This window comes from Ensifer sp. NM-2 (assembly GCF_003024455.1).
GTDB lineage: Bacteria > Pseudomonadota > Alphaproteobacteria > Rhizobiales > Rhizobiaceae > Ensifer > Ensifer canadensis.
In genome coordinates, this window is sequence record NZ_PVZR01000004.1 from 44200 (window position 1) to 64682 (window position 20483).

Annotated in this window: 16 protein-coding genes; 12 read left to right on the plus strand and 4 right to left on the minus strand. The window is 63.8% G+C overall.

What is annotated here, in order from left to right; all coding sequences use genetic code 11:
• The first annotated feature begins 44 nt into the window (after positions 1-44).
• From bcsA to C6558_RS09825, 12 genes are all read left to right on the plus strand, one after another.
• Positions 45-2225: a UDP-forming cellulose synthase catalytic subunit gene (bcsA, locus tag C6558_RS09770; protein ID WP_107027177.1), complete on the plus strand. Its 2181-nt coding sequence runs from the start codon at positions 45-47 to the stop codon at positions 2223-2225.
• A complete protein-coding gene (locus C6558_RS09775) occupies positions 2222-4570 on the plus strand; it encodes a cellulose biosynthesis cyclic di-GMP-binding regulatory protein BcsB (protein WP_025428455.1) in 2349 nt (782 codons plus the stop codon). Before bcsA ends, C6558_RS09775 begins: the two co-directional genes overlap by 4 nt.
• Positions 4567-5622: a glycosyl hydrolase family 8 gene (locus C6558_RS09780; RefSeq protein WP_025428456.1), complete on the plus strand. Its 1056-nt coding sequence runs from the start codon at positions 4567-4569 to the stop codon at positions 5620-5622. Before C6558_RS09775 ends, C6558_RS09780 begins: the two co-directional genes overlap by 4 nt.
• The gene (locus tag C6558_RS09785; RefSeq protein ID WP_025428457.1) at positions 5619-7829 is read left to right on the plus strand and encodes a hypothetical protein; all 2211 of its coding nucleotides are present in this window, start codon (positions 5619-5621) and stop codon (positions 7827-7829) included. Before C6558_RS09780 ends, C6558_RS09785 begins: the two co-directional genes overlap by 4 nt.
• A 283-nt stretch (positions 7830-8112) precedes the next feature.
• Complete coding sequence (locus C6558_RS09790; protein ID WP_025428458.1) at positions 8113-9276, plus strand: isovaleryl-CoA dehydrogenase; 1164 nt, start codon at positions 8113-8115, stop codon at positions 9274-9276.
• A 53-nt stretch (positions 9277-9329) separates the two neighbouring features.
• On the plus strand, positions 9330-10937 hold the full coding sequence (locus tag C6558_RS09795; RefSeq protein ID WP_025428459.1) for a carboxyl transferase domain-containing protein: 1608 nt from the start codon (positions 9330-9332) through the stop codon (positions 10935-10937).
• A gap of 10 nt (positions 10938-10947) precedes the next feature.
• The gene (locus C6558_RS09800; RefSeq protein ID WP_057208934.1) at positions 10948-11331 is read left to right on the plus strand and encodes a RidA family protein; all 384 of its coding nucleotides are present in this window, start codon (positions 10948-10950) and stop codon (positions 11329-11331) included.
• A 16-nt stretch (positions 11332-11347) separates the two neighbouring features.
• The gene (locus C6558_RS09805) at positions 11348-13336 is read left to right on the plus strand and encodes an acetyl/propionyl/methylcrotonyl-CoA carboxylase subunit alpha (RefSeq protein WP_107027254.1); all 1989 of its coding nucleotides are present in this window, start codon (positions 11348-11350) and stop codon (positions 13334-13336) included.
• Positions 13333-14202, plus strand: coding sequence for a hydroxymethylglutaryl-CoA lyase (locus C6558_RS09810; protein WP_057208936.1), 870 nt, complete (start codon positions 13333-13335; stop codon positions 14200-14202). The genes C6558_RS09805 and C6558_RS09810 overlap by 4 nt, the downstream gene beginning before the upstream one ends.
• Positions 14199-14996, plus strand: a complete 798-nt coding sequence (locus C6558_RS09815) for a crotonase/enoyl-CoA hydratase family protein (RefSeq protein WP_025428463.1) — start codon at positions 14199-14201, stop codon at positions 14994-14996. Before C6558_RS09810 ends, C6558_RS09815 begins: the two co-directional genes overlap by 4 nt.
• Before the next feature lie 61 nt (positions 14997-15057).
• Positions 15058-15429: an MbcA/ParS/Xre antitoxin family protein gene (locus C6558_RS09820; protein ID WP_084815340.1), complete on the plus strand. Its 372-nt coding sequence runs from the start codon at positions 15058-15060 to the stop codon at positions 15427-15429.
• Positions 15429-15935 carry an RES family NAD+ phosphorylase gene (locus C6558_RS09825; RefSeq protein ID WP_107027178.1) on the plus strand — a complete coding sequence of 169 codons (507 nt, stop codon included), beginning with the start codon at positions 15429-15431 and terminating at the stop codon, positions 15933-15935. The genes C6558_RS09820 and C6558_RS09825 overlap by 1 nt, the downstream gene beginning before the upstream one ends.
• Before the next feature lie 15 nt (positions 15936-15950).
• Here the strand turns inward: C6558_RS09825 and C6558_RS09830 are convergent, their stop codons facing one another.
• The 4 genes from C6558_RS09830 to cysT form a co-directional block, all read right to left on the minus strand.
• Positions 15951-17315, minus strand: a complete 1365-nt coding sequence (locus C6558_RS09830) for an FAD-binding oxidoreductase (RefSeq protein WP_057208938.1) — start codon at positions 17313-17315, stop codon at positions 15951-15953.
• Positions 17316-17420: 105 nt separating this feature from the next.
• Entirely contained in the window at positions 17421-18545 is a 1125-nt protein-coding gene (locus C6558_RS09835; protein ID WP_107027179.1) for a sulfate/molybdate ABC transporter ATP-binding protein, read from the minus strand.
• A 15-nt stretch (positions 18546-18560) separates the two neighbouring features.
• Entirely contained in the window at positions 18561-19433 is an 873-nt protein-coding gene (gene cysW / locus C6558_RS09840; protein WP_025428467.1) for a sulfate ABC transporter permease subunit CysW, read from the minus strand.
• Complete coding sequence (gene cysT / locus C6558_RS09845) at positions 19423-20289, minus strand: sulfate ABC transporter permease subunit CysT (protein ID WP_225968517.1); 867 nt, start codon at positions 20287-20289, stop codon at positions 19423-19425. Before cysT ends, cysW begins: the two co-directional genes overlap by 11 nt.
• Positions 20290-20483 lie beyond the last annotated feature (194 nt).

Here is a 20483-nt window from a genome sequence, read left to right on the forward strand (position 1 = left end):
AGCGATACCAGTGGCATGATGCCGAATGCTGGAAGGCAGAATGAATGAGCAAGATCGGTCCCGTTGCAGCGTGGGCGTTTTTCTCCCTTTGCGTCATTGCCGTCATCACATTGCCGGTCAATCTTCAGACCCAGCTGATCGTGAGCGTGCTCGTCGTTACGTTCATGGCGATACTGAAGCTCATCAAGGCCGAAGGTCGCTGGCGCCTGATCGCGCTCGCCTTCGGAACGGCTATCGTGCTTCGCTATGTCTACTGGCGCACGACCAGCACGCTGCCGCCGTTGAACCAGCTTGAGAACTTCATTCCCGGCTTCCTGCTCTACCTCGCCGAAATGTACAGCGTGATGATGCTGTCGCTGAGCTTGTTCGTCGTCGCGATGCCGCTGCCGCCGCGCAAGGCAAAGGCCATCTCGCCGGGGGCGTTTCCGAAGGTCGACGTCTTCGTGCCGTCCTATAACGAGGATGCAGGGTTGCTGGCCAATACGCTGGCTGCCGCCAAAGGCATGGATTACCCGGCCGACAAGCTGCAGGTCTGGCTGCTTGATGATGGCGGCACCCAGCAAAAGCGCTACTCGATGAATCTGGTGGAGGCGCAGCGCGCCTCGGCCCGGCATATGGAATTGCAGGCTCTCTGCGACGATCTCGGTGTGCGCTACCTGACCCGCGAGCGCAACGAACATGCCAAGGCCGGTAATCTCAACAACGGCATGCTGCATTCAGACGGCGAGTTGATCGCCGTCTTTGACGCCGACCACGCGCCAGCTCGCGATTTCCTGTTGGAAACGGTGGGCTATTTCGAAAGCGACCGGAAGCTTTTCCTGGTGCAGACGCCGCACTTCTTTCTCAATCCTGATCCGCTCGAGCGCAATCTGCGAACCTTCGAAAAGATGCCGAGTGAGAACGAAATGTTCTACGGCATCATCCAGCGCGGCCTCGACAAGTGGAACGCGGCCTTCTTCTGCGGCTCGGCTGCCGTGCTCCGGCGCAAGGCGCTCGATGATACCGACGGCTTCAGCGGCATGAGCATCACCGAGGACTGCGAAACGGCGCTGGCGCTGCACGGCCGCGGCTGGAACAGCATCTATGTCGATCGGCCGCTAATCGCCGGGCTGCAACCGGCAACCTTTGCCAGCTTCATCGGCCAGCGCAGTCGCTGGGCGCAGGGCATGATGCAGATCCTATTGTTCCGTTTTCCGCTGTTCAAGCGCGGGCTGTCGATCCCGCAGCGGCTTTGCTACATGTCGTCGACGCTGTTCTGGCTCTTCCCGGTGTCGCGCACGATCTTTCTGTTTGCGCCGCTGTTCTATCTGTTCTTCGACCTGGAAATCTTCACCGCGTCGGGTGGTGAGTTCCTTGCCTATACGCTCGCCTACATGCTCGTGAACCTGATGATGCAGAACTATCTCTACGGCGCCTTCCGTTGGCCGTGGATCTCGGAGCTCTACGAATATGCCCAGACCGTGCATCTGCTGCCGGCGGTCATCTCGGTCCTGATGCGCCCGAGCCGGCCGACCTTCAAGGTGACGGCCAAGGACGAGTCGATCCTGGAGAGCCGCCTGTCGGAAATCAGCCGACCGTTCTTCGTCATCTTCGCCGTGCTTTTCATCGCCCTTCTGATGACGGTCTACCGGGTCTACACCGAGCCCTACAAGGCTGACGTAACCCTGGTCGTGGGAGGTTGGAACCTCCTCAATCTGATCATGGCGGGCTGCGCGCTCGGCGTGGTCTCGGAACGCGGGGAAAAGGCGTCATCGCGGCGCGTGAAGGTCAGCCGGCGCTGCGAATTCGGTGTCGCAGATCAATGGTATCCGGCAACGATCGAAGACGTATCGGCCAACGGCGCCCGAATTCAGGTCTATGGCGTCGATGCGGCGACGCTACCCGTCGACACGGACGGGCTCATTCGCTTCGAGCCCTATAGTGGCGATGGCACCTCCGAGACCTTGCCGGTCGCGATCAAGAACAAGGAGAGTGCCGGCGACATCACCACGATCGGCTGCCGTTATCTGCCGCAGGTCGCGCGTCACCACAGTCTGGTGGCGGATCTGATCTTTGCGAACTCCCAGCAATGGAGCGAGTTCCAGAAGGCGCGGCGCGGAAACCCAGGACTGGTCGCAGGCACGGCCTGGTTCCTGTGGCTGGCTTTCTATCAGATGAGCCGCGGCCTGATCTATTTCGCGCGCAGCTTGCGCTCCTCCGACAGGCAAGCGGAGGCGCGGCGATGAAGCGGATGCCGGTTGCCCTCCTCATCATGTTCCTTGCCGCGACGACACAGACGTTCGCGCAGTCGAACCCGTTCGACATGTCGCCGGAGCGGCCGGCCGTCGAGCCGTCTATCGAACTGCCGGAAGGGACGGATGAGGGCCAGCCGACCAGCGAGCCCGGCGCGGACGCAAGCAGTCCCGCAGCGGTTGGCGGCGGGCCCGATGGTTTCAGGCGGTACATCATTCCCTTCAGCGCGCTGTCGCTCACCGGTGAGGTCGATGAACGCGCCTGGTCGATGTATCTGACGCCGGCCCAGGCACAATCGGCTGCAACGTTGAATTTCGGTTATCAGAATGCGATCGTGATCGCGCCGGAGGCTTCGTCCCTTTCGGTTTTCGTCAACGGCGAGCTGGTCGGCGAGGGGCCGATCAAGGCGTCGGGCACCGCCGAGACCCGGAGTTACGCACTGCCGGCCGGTCTGCTGCGGGCCGGTTCCAATGACATCAGGTTTCGGGTGCAGCAGCACCACCGTACCGACTGCACCATCGAATCCACCTATGAACTCTGGACCGAAATCGCGCCGGAGACGGCTTTCATCAGCTTTGCGGATGCGCAGAGCGCGGCATTTGCGAGCGTGGACGATATCCGCGCCGTCGGTCTGGACGACAGGGGACACACGCAGTTCAATCTTGTCGTTCCGGGAATGCAGCAGCCGAGCCGCGCTGCGGGCCTGATGCGGCTTGCACAGGGGTTGGCCCTGCGCGGCCATATGCCGGCGCAGCGGGTCATTCTCAGCGAAGGACTGCCGGAGCTGGGCAAGCCCGGCGAGTTGACCGTGATTGCGGGCACCGTCGATGAGGTATCGCCGCTGCTCCCTTCGCTGCCCGATGGCGCTGCCAGTGGGTCGGTTGCGGCCTTCGTCCGCGATGGCGAGACGAATGCGCCGGTTCTGGTTCTCAGCGGCCCCGACTGGCCGGCCGTTCAGGCCGCGATCGAGGCTATCGCCGAGCCAATGGACCGGCCGAGCAATGTCCCCCGCGACGTCATCAACACCGAACGTTGGCTTTTGCCGGAAACACCTGTCGTTGCCGGCAACACGCGCTTGCGTTTCTCCGAGCTCGGCGTCGAGACCAGCGAATTCACCGGTCGTCGCTTCCGGTCCCGGTTTTCGGTGGCAGTCCCGTCGGATTTCTATGCGGACGCCTATGGCGAGGCGACGATCCTGCTGGATGCGGCCTATACCGAGACGGTGCGGCCCGGCAGCCGGATCGACATCTATGTCAACGGCAACATCGCCTCGACGGTCCCGTTCGATTCGGCGACCGGCGGCATCCTGCGGCATTTGCCGATCAATGTGACCATGCGCCATTTCAAGCCCGGGCCCAACCTGATCGAGCTCGAGGCCGTGCTTTTGACGGAGCAGGACAAGGCCTGTGCGCCGGGTGCGCCAGCCTCGACGGATCCGCGTTTTGCACTGTTCGACACGTCCGAACTTCATATGCCCAACTTCGCGCGGATCGGTCGGCGGCCCAATCTCGCCGCGATGTCGGGCGCGGCGGCACCCTATCGCAACAGCGCGGGCGTGATCCCGCTCTTCATTGACCGGGCCGATGCCGACACCTTGTCGGCCGCTGCCACGTTCCTGGCACGGTTGGGGGTGGCCGGCGGGCGGCCGATCGCGGTCGAGATGATTGCCTCGCCTTTGGCCGCTGGCACGCGCAATGCGCTCTTCATCGGTACGTTGCCCGAATTGCCGAAAACTGTGCTGACGCAAGTCGGTATCGATCCCAGCCGCCAGATGTCCTGGGGCAGCGCACAGGCCGTCGGGCGCGGCGCGGATACCCAGAAGGCGATCGATGAATGGCAGACGCGCCTGAGTGGCGGCGCCTGGCGCACCCAGATCACGGCTCTTCAGGATTGGGTAAAGCAGGAGTTCGACATCTCCCTGAGTTCGCTACGCATTCTGCCGCAGGAACAAAGCGATTTTGTCCCTCCGGAAACGGCAACCTTGCTCCTCGCTCAAGGGGCAAACCCCACGGATGACGCCACGTGGACGCTGGTTGCAGCGCCGTCCGCCAAACAGTTGAGCGATGGGGTGTCGGCACTTGCCGACATCGATCAATGGCGAGAGATCGCCGGGCACATCTCGACCTACGAGCCGGCAACCAACGCCGTCAAGGTGGTGCCGGTCGCCAATTTCAGTTTCGTGCAGACAAGGCCGGCCTCGTTTGGCAATTACCGGCTGATCATTGCCAACTGGCTGTCGAGCAACATTCTTTTCTACGCCGTGCTGCTCGTAACACTATCGGTGCTGCTGGGCCTCGCCACGTCATCCATGCTCAGTCGGCTCGGGCGCCGCCCATGATCTGGCGCACGGTTCTTCTCCTCACCCTGGCTCTTGTCGTCGCTCTGCCTCAGACGCGCGCGGCAGCCCAGGGACGGGGCGAGACCGTGAGCGCCGAGGATTGGCAGAAGTATAAGACAAAGTTCCTCGATCCCGGTGGGCGCATTATCGATGACGGTAACGGCGGCATCAGCCACAGCGAGGGACAAGGTTATGGTTTGTGGCTGGCGGTGCTTGCCGGCAGCGCTGCCGATTTCGAGCTGATCTGGTCCTTTACCCGTCGCGAGCTGCTTTTGCGCGACGACGGACTTGCCGCCTGGAAATGGAGCCCGAGCGAAAAGCCGCATGTGATCGATATCAACAATGCGACCGACGGCGATATCCTGATCGCCTATGCGCTGACGCTTGCCGGCGAACGGTGGAAGCGAAAGGACTACCTCTCGGCGGCCTCCAAGATCGCGAAAGCAATCCTCGACCGGACCGTGATCGACTACGGCGGCCGAACCTTGCTGCTGCCGGGGGTTGCCGGTTTTTCCGCAACCGATCGCGAAGACGGTCCCGTCGTCAACCCTTCCTACTGGATCTTCGAGGCCTTCCCTGTCCTTGATCGCGTCGCGCCTTCGCCGATATGGGCGGCGCTGGCGAATGATGGTCGCAAGATGCTTGATCAACTGCAGCTCGGCCCGCGAAAGATGCCGGCCGATTGGATCAGCGCCAAAACGCGCCTGAAGGCGGCGCAGGGCTTCCCGGCGGAATTCGGCTACAATTCGCTGCGCATTCCGCTCTACCTGGTTCGGGCAGACATCGATGACGCCGAATTGCTTTCAAGATTGCGGCAGGGCATGCTTGGTGCCAATGGCGAATTGCTCATCAGCGACGTAACGACAGGGGCTGTTCGGGCGACGCTGACGGACCCCGGTTATCAATTTGTTAACCATATTCTGGCCTGTCTCATGGAGCGGGCTCCGTTGCCCGACAGCGTCAAGGTGTTCAGCCCGACGCAATATTACCCTTCGACACTGCACCTCCTCGGGTTGTCTTATGCGAAGGAGAAGCGTCCGGAGTGTCTATGAAGTCCTCAACCGTTGTCATCGCCGGAATCATCCTCACGGCGGTCGGGATTGTCGGATTTACCGACGATGGGCTTCTGCGCAAGAATTGGGCCGGCAACGCCGGTGCGCCAGCGACGGGCCCTGACGGAGGCGCGCTTCCCGACGAGGCGTCGTTCGGTGTCGTGGACAGAGGTTCGAGAGGCGCAGCGCCTGAGTTTCGGCAGGTCACGCAGAATACGCAGCCCGCCGATGCGAGGCGGTCGCAGGCAACGGCGCCGGTGGTAGACGAATCGGCACTGCGCTACTTCGCCAGCAAGGGTGATACCGCTCGACTGCAGGCCGAGATATCACGGCTGAGGGCGCTCTATCCCGATTGGACGCCGCCCAAGGACCCACTTGCGGTTCCGCGTAACAAGGATGTCCAGCTCGAAACGATGTGGCAGCTCTATTCGGAGGGGCGCTACGCCGAGGTTCGAAAGGCGATCGCCGAGCGCCAGGCAAGCGAGGCCGCCTGGAAACCGCCGGCCGATCTGCTCGAGCGGCTGAACGTCGCCGAAGCACGGGCGCGCCTGGTGAATGCCTCCGATCTCAAGCAGTACGAGACGGTCATCGAGGTTGCGGCGAGCACACCGAGCCTGTTGACGTGCTCGGAAGTGGATGTGCTGTGGCGGGTGGCCGATGCCTTCACCGAGACCAAACGTCCCGATCGCGCCCGAGACGCCTATCTCTACGTGCTGAAGAATTGCGAGAACGCTCCGGAGCGGCTGGCGACGGTGCAGAAGGCGGTTTCCGGACTGCCCTATGAGATGGCGCAGGAGATTTTGGCCCACGAACGGACAGCACCTGGAGGCGCTGCCGAGTTCGAAAGCATTCGCGACGACCTGGCGCGCCGCTTCGTTGCGGAAGGCGACGCGGATGGCAAGCTGGCGGTCGATCCCAAATATATCCAGCGCCTCGAACGCCTGGTCGAAACCGAGGGCATGGCGAGTGACGCGCTGCTCCTGGGCTGGTACCAGCTTCGCCGGGAGAATATCAGCGCGGCCGAACAATGGTTCCGTCGCGCCCACGACAAGGAAGATTCAGCCTCCGCGTCGCAAGGCCTGGCGCTGACCTTGATCGCCCGCAAGGCGCATGAGGATGCGGAAAAAGTACTGTATCCCTGGCGCGATACGTCGACCGATGCCAAGGCGACCTATTTTGCCGCGACGGCAAACCTGCTGGCGATCGAGCCACCGGTCACGCTGAGCGAGGAAGTACTGACCCGGATCGCGCAGGAGACGACCAAAGGGCGTGATCCGGCCACGGCGCAGCAGTTCGGCTGGTATGCCCGTGCCATGGAACAACCGGCGACGGCCGCACAATGGTTTGCCACCGCGCTTCGCTGGAAGCCCGATGACGAACCTTCGGCCTATGGCCTGGCGCTCAGCCGCAACCAGCTGGGCGATGCTGCCGGCGTCGCCGAGATCCAGCGGCTCTGGGCGGGGCGCTCGGAGCGCATCGCCCTCCTCGGCGAGACCGAGGAGGAACGGCGCGACGCCATCGCCCGGCAACAACAGCCGCTTGCGCGAGAGCCGGCACCGATAGCTGATGCGGAGCGAAGGTCACCTGCAGTCGTGACGGAGGCCGCGCCACGAACGACGACACGCTATGTGGTCGAGCAGCCGGTTGCCGTTGCTCGCCGACCACAAGCGGCCGGCAGGGCGGTAACGGGATGCCGGACGACCATCAACCCGGCGCGGCTGTCGCCGCAGGCGGCGCTGACGCGCGGCTGGTGCCTGATGGATCTGAACCGCCCGCTGGAAGCGGCCGAATCCTTCGAGGTCGCCCTGCAGGCACCAGCATTGCAAATGCGCGAAGATGCCGCTTATGGCCAGAGCCTCGCCTATCTCAGGGCCGGGCTGACCAACAAGGCTGCGGTCGCCGCAACGAAATCAACACAGAGCCGTGGTCGGGCCGAAGAACTCCAGAGCGCGATCCTCGCCGACCGGGCGATTGCCGCTTTCGATGCCAAACGTTATCGCGAGACGCTGATTTTTCTCGATCAGTTGGGGCAGATCTCGACGCAGCGGTCCGACCTGATGGTGCTGCGCGGTTACGCCTATCTCAGTCTCAAGTATTACGCCGAAGCCCGACGTATCTTCGAGGCAGTCGCTGCCACCGGCAATCGTGAGGCGCAGCGCGGCCTTGCCGATGTCGGCAAGGCGCAGGAGATCTGGCCGAACAAGTAAACGCTTCGCAAGCGATTCCGTCGCGACACGACAGTTGCCGCGAGCCAGATTGGCCGAAGCACCTTCACGCAGCGGATGTATCGCCAAACGTTCCTAAACTTTGCAGATCGTGCTTCCCGGATTTCCTCTTTGGAAGGAAATTAGCGGGACGCGGTGTTATCGTCGCTCGACATCGCGGCGTTGATATCATTGCAATCGCCGCGTTGCGCGTAGAGGATGGAGCGCAGACCGGCCAGTTGGTGGTGAGGAGATCACTGATAGGGTCGAGGGGAGGAGACGAGAGATGTTTCAGGGCGGATTGAGCTTCGCGCTCGGCGAGGACATTGACGCGTTGCGCGATAGCGTGCGCCGTTTTGCGACTGAGCGTATCGCGCCGCTGGCGGCGGAAACCGATCGCAACAACGCTTTCCCGACGCCACTCTGGCGTGAGATGGGAGATCTCGGGCTGCTCGGCATCACCGCCGACGAGGCCTATGGCGGTGCGGGCATGGGCTATGTCGCCCATTGCGTCGCCATGGAAGAGATCAGCCGCGCCTCCGCCTCCGTCGGCTTGAGCTACGGCGCCCATTCCAATCTCTGCGTCAACCAGATCAGCCGCAACGGCAACGAGGCGCAGAAGGCGCGCTACCTGCCGAAACTGATCTCCGGCGAACATGTCGGCGCACTCGCCATGTCCGAACCGGGAGCGGGCTCCGACGTCGTTTCCATGACGCTTCGGGCCGAGAAGCGCGGCGACCGCTACGTTCTCAACGGTGGCAAGATGTGGATTACCAACGGCCCGGATGCGGACGTGCTGGTCGTCTACGCCAAGACGGACCCAAGTGCCGGTCCGCGCGGAATTACCGCCTTCCTCGTCGAAAAAGACTTTGCTGGCTTTTCCACCGGCCAGAAGCTCGACAAGCTCGGCATGCGCGGCTCGAACACCTGCGAGTTGATCTTCCGGGATTGCGAGGTGCCGGCGGAAAATATTCTCGGCAACGAAGGCGGCGGTGTCCGAGTGCTGATGTCGGGCCTCGATTATGAGCGTGTCGTCCTGTCCGCCGGACCGCTCGGCATCATGTCCGCTTGCCTTGACGTCGTCGTCCCCTATCTCCACGAGCGCAAGCAGTTTGGCCAGGCGATCGGCGAGTTCCAGCTCATGCAGGGCAAGCTTGCCGACATGTATGTGACGGCGAACGCGGCGCGCGCCTATGTCTATGCGGTGGCTGCAGCCTGCGATCGTGGTGAGACCACCCGCAAGGACGCGGCCGGCTGTATTCTTTATGCGGCCGAGAAGGCAACGGCGCTGGCGCTCGAAGCCATCCAGGCGCTCGGCGGTAACGGCTACACCAACGACTATCCGGCCGGGCGGCTGTTGCGTGACGCCAAGCTCTACGAGATCGGTGCCGGAACCAGTGAAATCCGCCGCATGCTGATCGGCCGCGAGCTGTTCACCGAGACCAGATAGACGCCAGGGTAGACCTCCGAAGCCACAATCAGGCTCGATCGAATGAGGACTTCATGACTGTTCTGAAATCTCACATCTCGCCCTCGTCCGACGTGTTCAAGGCCAATCAGGCGGCGATGGCGGAGGCGATTACGACTGTGGAGGACGCCGTCAAGATGGCGGCCGGCGGTGGAGGCGAGACGGCGCGCGAGCGCCATGTCAGCCGCGGCAAACTGCTGCCGCGCGACCGCGTCGCCTCGCTGATCGACCCGGCAACGCCCTTCCTCGAAATCTGCTCGACGGCCGCACACGGCATGTATAACGGCGATGCGCCGGCAGCGGGTCTCATCACCGGTATCGGCCGGGTGTCCGGCCGCGAATGCATGATCGTTTGCAACGACCCGACCGTCAAAGGCGGGACCTATTATCCCATGACGGTCAAGAAGCATCTGCGTGCGCAGGAGATTGCCGCCGAGAACCAGTTGCCGTGCATCTACCTGGTCGATTCCGGCGGCGCCAACCTGCCGAACCAGGACGAGGTCTTTCCCGACCGGGAGCATTTCGGTCGGATCTTTTACAACCAGGCCAACATGTCGGCGGCCGGAATTCCGCAGATCGCCGTTGTCATGGGATCGTGCACCGCAGGTGGCGCCTATGTGCCGGCCATGTCGGACGAGACGATCATCGTCGAGGGTCAGGGCACGATCTTCCTGGCCGGCCCGCCGCTGGTGCGCGCGGCGACCGGTGAAGTGGTCTCGGCCGAGGACCTTGGCGGCGCCGACGTGCACACGCGTCTCTCCGGTGTTGCCGACCATATGGCGCGCGATGATGCGCATGCGCTGGCGCTTGCCCGCCGTGCGGTCGCCGCACTCAACCGCCGCAAACCGACGTCGGTGGAATTGCAGAGCCCGGAGCCGCCGCTTTACGATCCGCAGGAGATCGCCGGCATCGTGCCGGCGGACCTGCGCACGCCCTATGACATCCGCGAAGTCATCGCCCGACTTGTCGATGGCTCCCGCTTCGACGAGTTCAAGGCGCGCTACGGCACCACGCTCGTCTGCGGTTTCGCGCATGTCCACGGCGTTCCCGTCGGCATCATCGCCAACAATGGCGTGCTTTTTTCGGAATCGGCGCTGAAGGGTGCGCACTTCGTCGAGCTTTGCGCCCAGCGCAAGATCCCGCTGGTGTTCCTGCAAAACATCACCGGCTTCATGGTCGGCCGCAAATATGAGACCGAAGGCATCGCCAAGCACGGCGCCAAGCTGGTCACGGCCGTGGCGACGGCGCAGGTGCCGAAAATCACCATGCTGGTCGGCGGATCGTTCGGTGCCGGCAACTATGGCATGTGCGGTCGCGCCTTCTCGCCGCGGTTCCTCTGGACCTGGCCCAACAGCCGGATTTCTGTAATGGGCGGCGAACAGGCGGCCGGCGTGTTGTCGACGGTGCGCGGCGAGGCGCTGAAGCGCGCCGGAACGCCCTGGAACGAGGAAGAGGAAGCCAAGTTCCGGCAGCCGGTTCTCGATCTCTTCGAGCGCCAGAGCCATCCGCTCTATGCCTCGGCCCGGCTCTGGGACGACGGCGTCGTCGACCCGCGCAAGAGCCGCGACGTTCTCGGGTTGTCCCTGTCGGCGGCGCTCAATGCGCCAATAGAAGATACGCGTTTCGGCCTGTTCAGAATGTAGGGAGATCGCGATGAAGCGCGAAAACGTCAACGCCAAGAATGCGCCGCAACCCCGTGGCGGCTATTCGCAAGCCGTGCGGCTCGAGAATTTCGAGCGACTGGTTTTCGTCAGCGGCCAGGTGCCGCTCAATTCCGACGACGTGCTGCCCGACGGCTTCGAGGCACAGGCGCGCCAGGTCTGGCTGAACATTGACGCCCAATTGAAGGCCGCCGGCATGAGCAAGGCCGATATCGTCAAGGTGACGGCCTTTCTCGCCGATCGCAACCACACCATGGCCAACCGCGCGGCCCGTGCCGAATATCTCGGTCCGCTCGCGCCGGCGATGACGGTGGTGATTGCCGGCATCTTCGATTCCGGTTGGTTGCTCGAAGTCGAAGTGATCGCGGCACAATAGGGCGGGCCATATGCCGATGTTTTCAAAGCTTCTGATTGCCAACCGCGGTGAGATCGCCTGCCGCGTCATCCGCACGGCCCGGCGCCTGGGCATCCGCACTGTCGCCGTTTATTCCGATGCCGATGTCGACGCTTTACATGTGACGTTGGCGGACGAGGCGATCCGCATCGGACCGCCAACAGCCTCCGAGAGCTATCTTTCGATCGAGCGGATCGTGGCTGCGGCTCGGTCCGTCAACGCGGATGCCATTCACCCGGGCTACGGTTTCCTGTCGGAAAACGCCAATTTTGCCGAGGCGGTCGAGGCCGCGGGCATGACTTTCGTCGGCCCGTCGCCGGACGCTATTCGCGCGATGGGGCTGAAGGATGCGGCCAAGGCGCTGATGCAACAGGCCGGCGTGCCCGTTGTCCCCGGTTATCACGGTGACGAGCAGGAGCCATCCTTCCTGGCGGACCGGGCGGCTGACGTCGGCTTTCCCGTACTCATCAAGGCGCGCGCAGGTGGCGGCGGCAAGGGGATGCGCAAGGTCGAGCAGCCGCACGAGTTTGCTGCGGCCCTTGAAGCAGCGCGCCGCGAAGCCGAAGCCGCCTTCGGCGACGGCGCGGTGCTCATCGAGAAATACCTGACCAAGCCGCGTCACATCGAAGTCCAGGTCTTCGGCGACGGCCACGGCAATATCCTGCATCTGTTCGAGCGCGACTGCTCGCTGCAGCGCCGCCATCAGAAAGTGATCGAGGAGGCGCCGGCGCCCGGCATGACGGCGGAGGTTCGCCGCGCCATGGGCGAGGCCGCGGTCAAGGCTGCGCGCGCCATCGGCTATGTCGGTGCGGGCACGGTCGAATTCATCGCCGATGTCACCAACGGGCTCTGGCCGGACCAGTTCTATTTCATGGAAATGAACACCCGGCTTCAGGTGGAGCATCCGGTCACCGAGGCGATCACGGGCATTGACCTCGTCGAGTGGCAGTTGCGCGCCGCTGTCGGCGAGGCCTTGCCAAAGCGACAGAATGAAATCGCCATTGATGGCTGGGCGTTCGAGGCACGGATCTATGCCGAGGATCCGGCGCGCGGCTTCCTGCCGGCAACCGGGCGGCTCGCAACGCTCGATTTTCCTGTAGACGGCGTCCGCGTCGATGCCGGCGTCCGGCAGGGCGACGTCATCGCCCCCTACTACGACCCGCTGATCGCCAAGCTGATCGTACACGGGCCGAGCCGCTCGTCGGCGCTGGCGCGGCTGGAGAGCGCCCTCAAAGCCTGCCGTATCGGCGGTACCATCACCAATCTCGATTTCTTGGCCCGCCTCGCTGCAGAGCCCGAGTTTCGCGCCGGGCGGCCGGATACCGGCCTTATCGACCGGGCAATCGATCAATTGACGACGCCTGTGGTGCCGAGTGACGAGGCGCTGGCACTGGCGGCGATCGCCGCCACCGGCGTGCTGCAGCCGATGAAATCCGACGATCCCTGGTCGTCGCTCGGTCACTGGCAGATCTGGGGGGATGCTCATAGAAGCATTGCCGTCGACCACGCCGGCGGGCGATCGGTCGTCACGCTTGCCGCGCGCGGGCGCGATCAGTTCGCAGTGCGGGCTGGCGAAAGCACCTTTCCGGTGCTTGTGCTCGATCGGTTCGACGATGGCGCCCGTGTGGAGATCTCCGGCGAGCAACGCGTCTTCCGCTTCCTGCGCGAGCATGAAACCATCACGCTCTTCGTCAGTGGCGAGACCTTCGTTCTTCGCCTTCCCGATGCGCTCGCCACCGCCCACGCCGGTGAGGCGGCGGAGGACGAGCTTGCCGCTCCGATGCCCGGCATCGTCAAGCTCATCCATGTTCGCGCCGGCGACGTGGTCACGAAGGGCCAACCGCTCGTGGTGATGGAAGCGATGAAAATGGAGCTGACGCTGGCAGCGTCGCGTGCGGGCGTCATCGAGAGCGCGCTGGTAACGCCAGGCGAACAGGTAAGCGCCGGCGCGATCCTCGTCGTGTTGCAACCGGAGCGCAGCGAATGAGCGTGCTGGCGCCAGAACATGTCACACTTGTCGAAATGGCGCCACGCGACGGCTTGCAGAACGAGAAGCGGCTTGTCGACACGAAGGACAAGATCCACCTTGTCGATCTGCTGTCGGACTGTGGTTACCAGCGCATAGAGGTCACGAGCTTCGTCAGCCCGAAATGGGTGCCGCAAATGGCGGATGCGTCGGCTGTCATGGCCGGGATAAAGCGTCGACCGGGTACGCGCTACGCGGCGCTGACGCCGAACATGCAGGGCTTCGATGCGGCTCTGGCGGCCAAGGCCGACGAGGTTGCGATCTTCGCCTCGGCGTCTGAGACCTTCTCGCAGAAGAACATCAATTGTTCGATTGCCGAAAGCATCGAGCGCTTTCGCCCGGTTGCAGAGGCCTGCCGCGCCAGTGCTGTGCCGTTGCGAGGCTATGTCAGCTGCGTTGTCGAGTGCCCCTATGAAGGCGCGATCGCGCCGGAGAGCGCTGCCCAAGTGGCCGCCGCCTTGATGGTGCTTGGCTGTTACGAGATCAGCCTTGGCGACACGATCGGGCGCGGCACGCCCGAGGCGGTCGACGCGATGTTGGCGGCCGTGCTGGCTCATGTTCCGGCCGAACAATTGGCGGGCCATTTTCACGACACGTCCGGGCGAGCGCTCGACAATATCGGAGTCGCGCTCGAGCGCGGCTTGCGTGTCTTCGACGCTTCTGCCGGTGGCCTTGGCGGCTGCCCCTATGCGCCGGGCGCCGCAGGGAATGTCGATACGCTTGATGTCAATGCCTTTGTCATCGGGCGCGGGTTTTCGACGGGGCTGGATGCGGCAAGGCTCGAAGATGCGGCCGCCTTCGCACGATCGCTGAGGAGTGCTGGCTGATGTTCGAAACGATCCGATACGCCGTCGATGCGAAGGGCGTCGCCCGCCTGACGCTGGCGCAACCGCAGAAGCACAACGCGCTTTCCGCAATCATGATCGGTGAACTGACTGAGGCGGCGGAGCGACTGTCAGTGGATGTCACCGTCCGCGTCGTGGTGCTCGATGCCGAAGGCCGCAGTTTCTGCGCCGGCGGCGATCTCAACTGGATGCGCGAGCAGTTCGACGCGGACCGGCCGACCCGGATCGCCGAGGCGACCCGTCTGGCGTTGATGTTCAAGGCGCTGAACGAGATCGCCAAGCCGGTCATCGCACGGGTGCACGGCAATGCCTTCGGCGGCGGCGTCGGCCTCATGAGCATCTGCGATGCCGTCATTGCGTCGTCCGATGCGCGCTTCGGCCTGACCGAAACCCGGCTCGGCCTCATTCCGGCGACCATCAGCCCCTACGTCGTTGCCCGCATCGGCGAGGGCAGGGCGCGGCCTCTGTTCATGTCCGCACGCCTGTTCAGCGCCGAAGAGGCAAGGGATGCCGGTCTGGTGACGGCCATTGCTGCCCCCGATGCGCTTGATGCGGCAATTGCGGCCGAGGTCGAACCCTATCTCCAGACAGCGCCCGGTGCGACCGGACGGGCGAAACGGCTTGCCCGTTCGCTCGGACAGCCGATCACCGAAGAGACTATTGCCGCGACGATCGAGCAGCTTGCCGATTGCTGGGAGTCCGATGAGGCGCGCGAAGGCGTTGCCGCCTTCTTCGAACGGCGCGAGCCCTCTTGGCGACAGGCATCGCTTCCTTGATTTGAGCAGATTTTGAGCCTATTTTGATCAGGTGATGATCAAGATAAGATCGGAATGCGCCATGTCAGCCGTCGGCTTCAACATCTCTGCCTCCCATTTCGGCGAAAGCCAGTCGTCGTTTCTGTCTGCCCGGCTGGTCGCGGATCGTCTGGGCGTGACACTTGCGGAACTGGCGAAGCTGATCGACGTCGCACGCAACACGCTGACGGCGAAGTCGAGCGCGCGCAAGGTCGACGCGGCTCTCAGCAAAGTCGTGCGTATCCTCGCCATGGCTGCCGAAATGGCGGGCGACGAGAGCCGGGCCGTGATCTGGTTCAAGCACCAGCCGATCCCCGGATGGGCGGGCAAGACTGCCTATGATCTTGCCCGAGAGGGCAAGGCAGACAAGGTGCTTGCCTATCTCGAGGCCGTGCGTTCGGGTGTCTACGCCTGATGTCGGAGAGTGAGCCGGTGCGCCTCTGGCGCGCCTATGTGCCCCGCTGGGCCCACGCTCCGCTTTCGGGCGATGGTGCCGCGCGCTTCGGCGGCCGCTGGAACCCGGTCGGCCTGCCGACGATTTACGCGGCGCGCGAACTGTCGACCGCCTGGGCGGAATATAACCAGAGCTTTGTCCAGCATCCCGCTTTGATCGCTCAGCTTGAACTGCGGCATGCGTGGCTGGCCGATATGATGGCGCCGGATGTGCTTGCGGATTTCGGCGTTACTGATGATATCCACCGGGAGGAGTGGCGCGACGCACTGGATCAAGGCGTGGTGCCGGCGACGCACCGTCTGCAGGCGGAGTTGACCAGCCGTGGTTTCGATGGGCTGATCTACCCGTCCTTCATGTCCCCGGGCGGCAGCTGCGTCGCGCTCTGGCGATGGAATGCCGGCGGGGCGGAGTTGACGGTGATCAATCCGGAAAGCCGCTTGCCGAAGACGCCGGCGTCCTGGCTCTGAGGCCGATACGCCCAGTCAAAAAACCTTGCCGGGGTTCAGGATGCCCTTCGGGTCAAGCGCGTGCTTGATCCGGCGCATGACCTCAAGCTCAGCCGCACTTCGCGAATGGCCGAGGAACTCCCGCTTCAAGGTGCCGATGCCGTGTTCGGCGGAGATCGAGCCGCGATAGCGCCGAACGATGTCATAGACGATGCCGTCGACCGCGTGCTGCGTGCTCTCGTCGCTTCCCGGCGTGGAAAAAGCGATGTGCAGATTGCTGTCGGCAACATGCCCGAAGAAGGAGATGTGCGCCTGCGGGAAACGGGCGGCGAGCGCCGCGCCGCATTCGGCCGCGAAACGGCCGATTTCGCCGATCGGCAGGCTGACGTCGAGATTGATCAGCGCCGGCAGCAAGCGGTCCATCGCGTGGCCCTCGCGCACCTGCCAGAAGAGCCGGCTTTCTTTCTCCGACTGGGCGATCAGAGCATTGACGATGACATCGTCTTCCAGTGCGGCGCCGAGGAAGGTCTCAAATTCCTCGCTGTCGGTCTCGTGGCCCTGGACATCCTGTTCCACGATCACCGCAAAGGCGGGGGACGTCTCGAAAAAGCGCTGTCCCTCCGCCTCGCAGTTGAAGTGAAAATAGTCTTCCCACATGGCCTCGAAGGCCGAGAGGCCAGGAAGTCCTCTTTGTGCTCGCGCCAGGAAGGCGACGACCTGGTCATAGGTCTGAAGCGCGCAGAGCGCCGTCAGCCGTCCGGACGGCCGCGGCTTCAACCGCAGGACGGCGCGTGTGATGACGCCGAGCGTGCCCTCCGAACCGATGAAATACTGGCGCAGATCATAGCCGGTGTTGTTCTTGATCATCTTGCTGAGCGACGAGAGGATCGTGCCATCGGCAAGCACGGTTTCAAGCCCCAGGACGTTGTCACGCGTGACGCCATGGCCGATGACGCGGATGCCGCCGGCATTGGTGGCGAGATTGCCGCCGATCTGGCAGGAGCCGCGGGCGCCGAGGTCTATCGGCAGCAGGAAGCCTGCATCGTCGGCGGCGCGCTGGGCGACCTCGAGCGGCGTGCCGGCAAGGACGGTCATGGTTGCGGAAAGCGGATCGATTTCCTCAACGCCGGTCAGGCGTTCGAGCGAGATGGAAATCGCGTCCTCGTCCGGGTTCGCGCCGCCGGCAAGGCCGGTCAGCCCACCTTGTACGACGACCGCCTGGCCATGGGCGTTGCATATGCGGAGGGTCGCTGCGACTTCCTCTGTGTTCGCAGGGCGGATGACGGCCTTCGGAAGATAACGTCCGGTGAGGCTGGCGTCGCTGCGATAGCGCTCGCCGATGTCAGTGCCGGTCAGCACGGCATCGCCGAGTGCCTGTTTCAGATCGTCAATAACGGACATGCGCCTCGTCTCCCGCTTCTCTCACCGCATGAGGTGCTGTAGCGCATCTCGGCAGAAACGGGAAATGGCTTGGAGGCGAGATGAGGATCGGGCGCTGAGAAGCCGTCAGGTCCCGGTGCGTGCCAGTTCGAACGGTTGGACCGGCGCCTCCGCCTCGACGTCTGCGCTTGGCACCTCGTTGCCCGCCTTCTCGTCCCTGAACAACTTCCACTTTGTCGGGCGGAATGCGACCCTTGCGCGGTCCTGTGTTGTGGTGCGTTCGGGCGGCAGTTCGATTTCGGCATGCGGATGGTTGCGGCCGAGGTCGAGTTCGAGATGGCGGGTACCGGCGACGCGGCGGCTGGCGGTGACCAGGCCGGCGAGACAGCCGCCGCAGCCATCGATCAGCTCGATGTCGTGCGGGCGGAAGTAGAGGGTGGCCGGGCCGTCGGGCTCGGTCGGGGCTCTGAGGCCGATCGGCCGGTCCTCGAACCAGATCTCGCCGTTGGCAAGGGTGACGGCAAGCGCGTTCGACTGGCCGATGAAGCCGTAGACGAACGGCGACACCGGATGGTCGTAGATCTCGTCGGGGGTGCCGACCTGTTCGATCGTGCCCTTGCTCATCACCACCACCCGGTCGGCAAGCTCCAGCGCCTCTTCCTGGTCATGGGTGACGAAGATGGTGGTGTGGCCGGTGCGGTCGTGGATCTCGCGCAGCCAGCGCCTGAGTTCCTTCCTGACCTGGGCATCGAGTGCGCCGAAGGGCTCGTCGAGCAGAAGCACGTTCGGCTCGACCGCCATGGCGCGGGCGAGCGCCACGCGCTGGCGCTGGCCGCCCGACAGCTGCGCCGGATAACGCTTCTCAAGCCCGGAGAGCTGGACGAGATCGATGAGATCAAGCGCGCGCTTGCGGATGTCGGCCGCCGGTGGCCGGCGGTTGGCCGGACGCACCTTCAGCCCGAAGGCGACATTGTCGAGCACCGTCATGTGACGGAACAGGGCATAGTGCTGGAACACGAAGCCGATGTTGCGCTCTTGCACGGTCTTTTGCGAGGCATCCTCGTCGCCGAAGAAGATCGTGCCGTCGGTCGGGCTTTCGAGACCGGCGACCAGCCGCAACAGCGTCGTCTTGCCCGAGCCGGAGGGGCCCAAGAGCGCGATCAGCTCGCCCGAGCGGATGTTGAGCGAGACATCGTCGAGCGCCGGAAAGCGGCCGAATTCCTTGCGTATGTTCTGAACGCGGACTTCCATGACGATCCGGACCTTTCAATGCCTGCGGCTGGCGGCGATCTCGGCGCTGTAGCGAAGCTCGAGCGCCGTTTTCAAGACGAGGGTGACCAGCGCCAGCAGCGCCAGCAACGTCGCAACCGCAAAGGCGGCGACGAAGTTATATTCATTATAGAGGATTTCCACCTGCAACGGCATGGTGTTGGTCTGGCCACGAATATGGCCCGAGACCACCGACACCGCGCCGAACTCGCCCATGGCGCGGGCGTTGCACAGGAGCACGCCGTAAAGCAGCCCCCATTTGATGTTGGGCAGCGTCACATGCCAGAAGGTCTGCCAGCCGGATGCGCCCAAGGACAGCGCCGCCTCCTCGTCGCTGGTGCCCTGTTCCTGCATCAGCGGGATCAGCTCGCGGGCAACGAAGGGGAAGGTGACGAAGACGGTGGCCAGCACCAGCCCCGGCACGGCAAACAGGATCTGGATGCCATGGCTCTGCAGCCACGGGCCGATGAGGCTGTGCGAGCCGAACAGAAGCACGAAGACCAGACCGGAGATCACCGGCGAGACCGAGAACGGCAGGTCGATCAACGTCGTCAGGAAGGCCTTGCCGATGAACTCGAACTTGGCGATCGCCCAGGCGGCGGCGACGCCGAAGACGAGGTTGAGCGGCACGGCGATGGCGGCGACAATCAGCGTCAGGCGGATGGCGGAAAAGGTCTCGGCATCGCCAAGCGCCGACAGGAACTCGGCCGGTCCCTTGCGCAGCGCCTCGGTAAAGACGGCGGCCAGCGGCAGCAGCAGGAACAAGGCGACGAAGGCAAGCGCTGCAGCGATCAGGCTTAAGCGAGCAAAGCGGCTTTCCGAGGTGGCGGCGCGCACGTGATGGGCGGCTGTAGCGAGATCAGGCGACATAGACATATCTCCGCCGGCTCCAGGCCTGGATCGAGTTGATGACGAGCAGCATGGCAAAGGAGATCACCAGCATCACCGCGGCAATGGCGGTGGCGGCGGGATAATTAAACTCTTCCAGCCGGATGACGATCAAGAGCGGGGCGATCTCGGAGACGTAGGGCAGGTTGCCGGCGATGAAGATCACCGAGCCGTATTCGCCGACGCCGCGGGCAAAGGCGAGCGCAAAGCCGGTCAGCCCAGCCGGCAGCAGTCCCGGCAACAGCACCCGGCGGATCGTCTGGAAGCGGCTGGCGCCGAGCGTGGCGGCGGCCTCCTCCACTTCCTTGTCGATCTCCTCCATGATCGGCTGCACGGTCCGGACGACGAAGGGCAGGCCGACGAAGATCAGCGCGATGACGATGCCGACGGGGGTAAAGGCGATCTTGATGCCAAGTGGGGCCAGCAGCGCGCCGATCCAGCCGTTCGGGGCATACAGTGTCGCCAGCGCAATGCCGGCGACCGCCGTCGGCAGCGCAAAAGGCAGGTCGACCATGGCGTCGATCACCCGCTTGCCGGGGAAACGATAGCGCACCAGCACCCAGGCGAGGATGACGCCGAAGATCAGATTGACGATGGCGGCGACAAAGGCCGTGCCGAAACTGATCCTGAGTGCATTGAGCGTGCGGGTGTCGAGTGCCAGCGTCATGAACTGCGACCAGCCAAGGCCGCTCGAGCGCCAGATCAGGCCCGACAGCGGAATGAGGATGATCAGCACCAGCCAGAATAGCGTGACGCCGAGCGCCAGACCGAACCCCGGAAGCACGCTCGGCTGACGAAACCGCCAGCGCCTGTTGTGGCCATGCTCTCTCAAATCCAACTCACCTCTCATGCCCAAGGCAAAAAACCCAAGCGGTCCTCAATGATGCCCGCAATCCCCATGTGGGCCCACTGCACAATTTCCTCCTCAAATCGGAAACGGTTTTACGAGGAAATTTGCAGCAAGTTCAAAGCGCTACAGCGTCCCTTTACGCGTCATATTTGACGCGCGGCGCTGTAGCACGGGATCGGCCG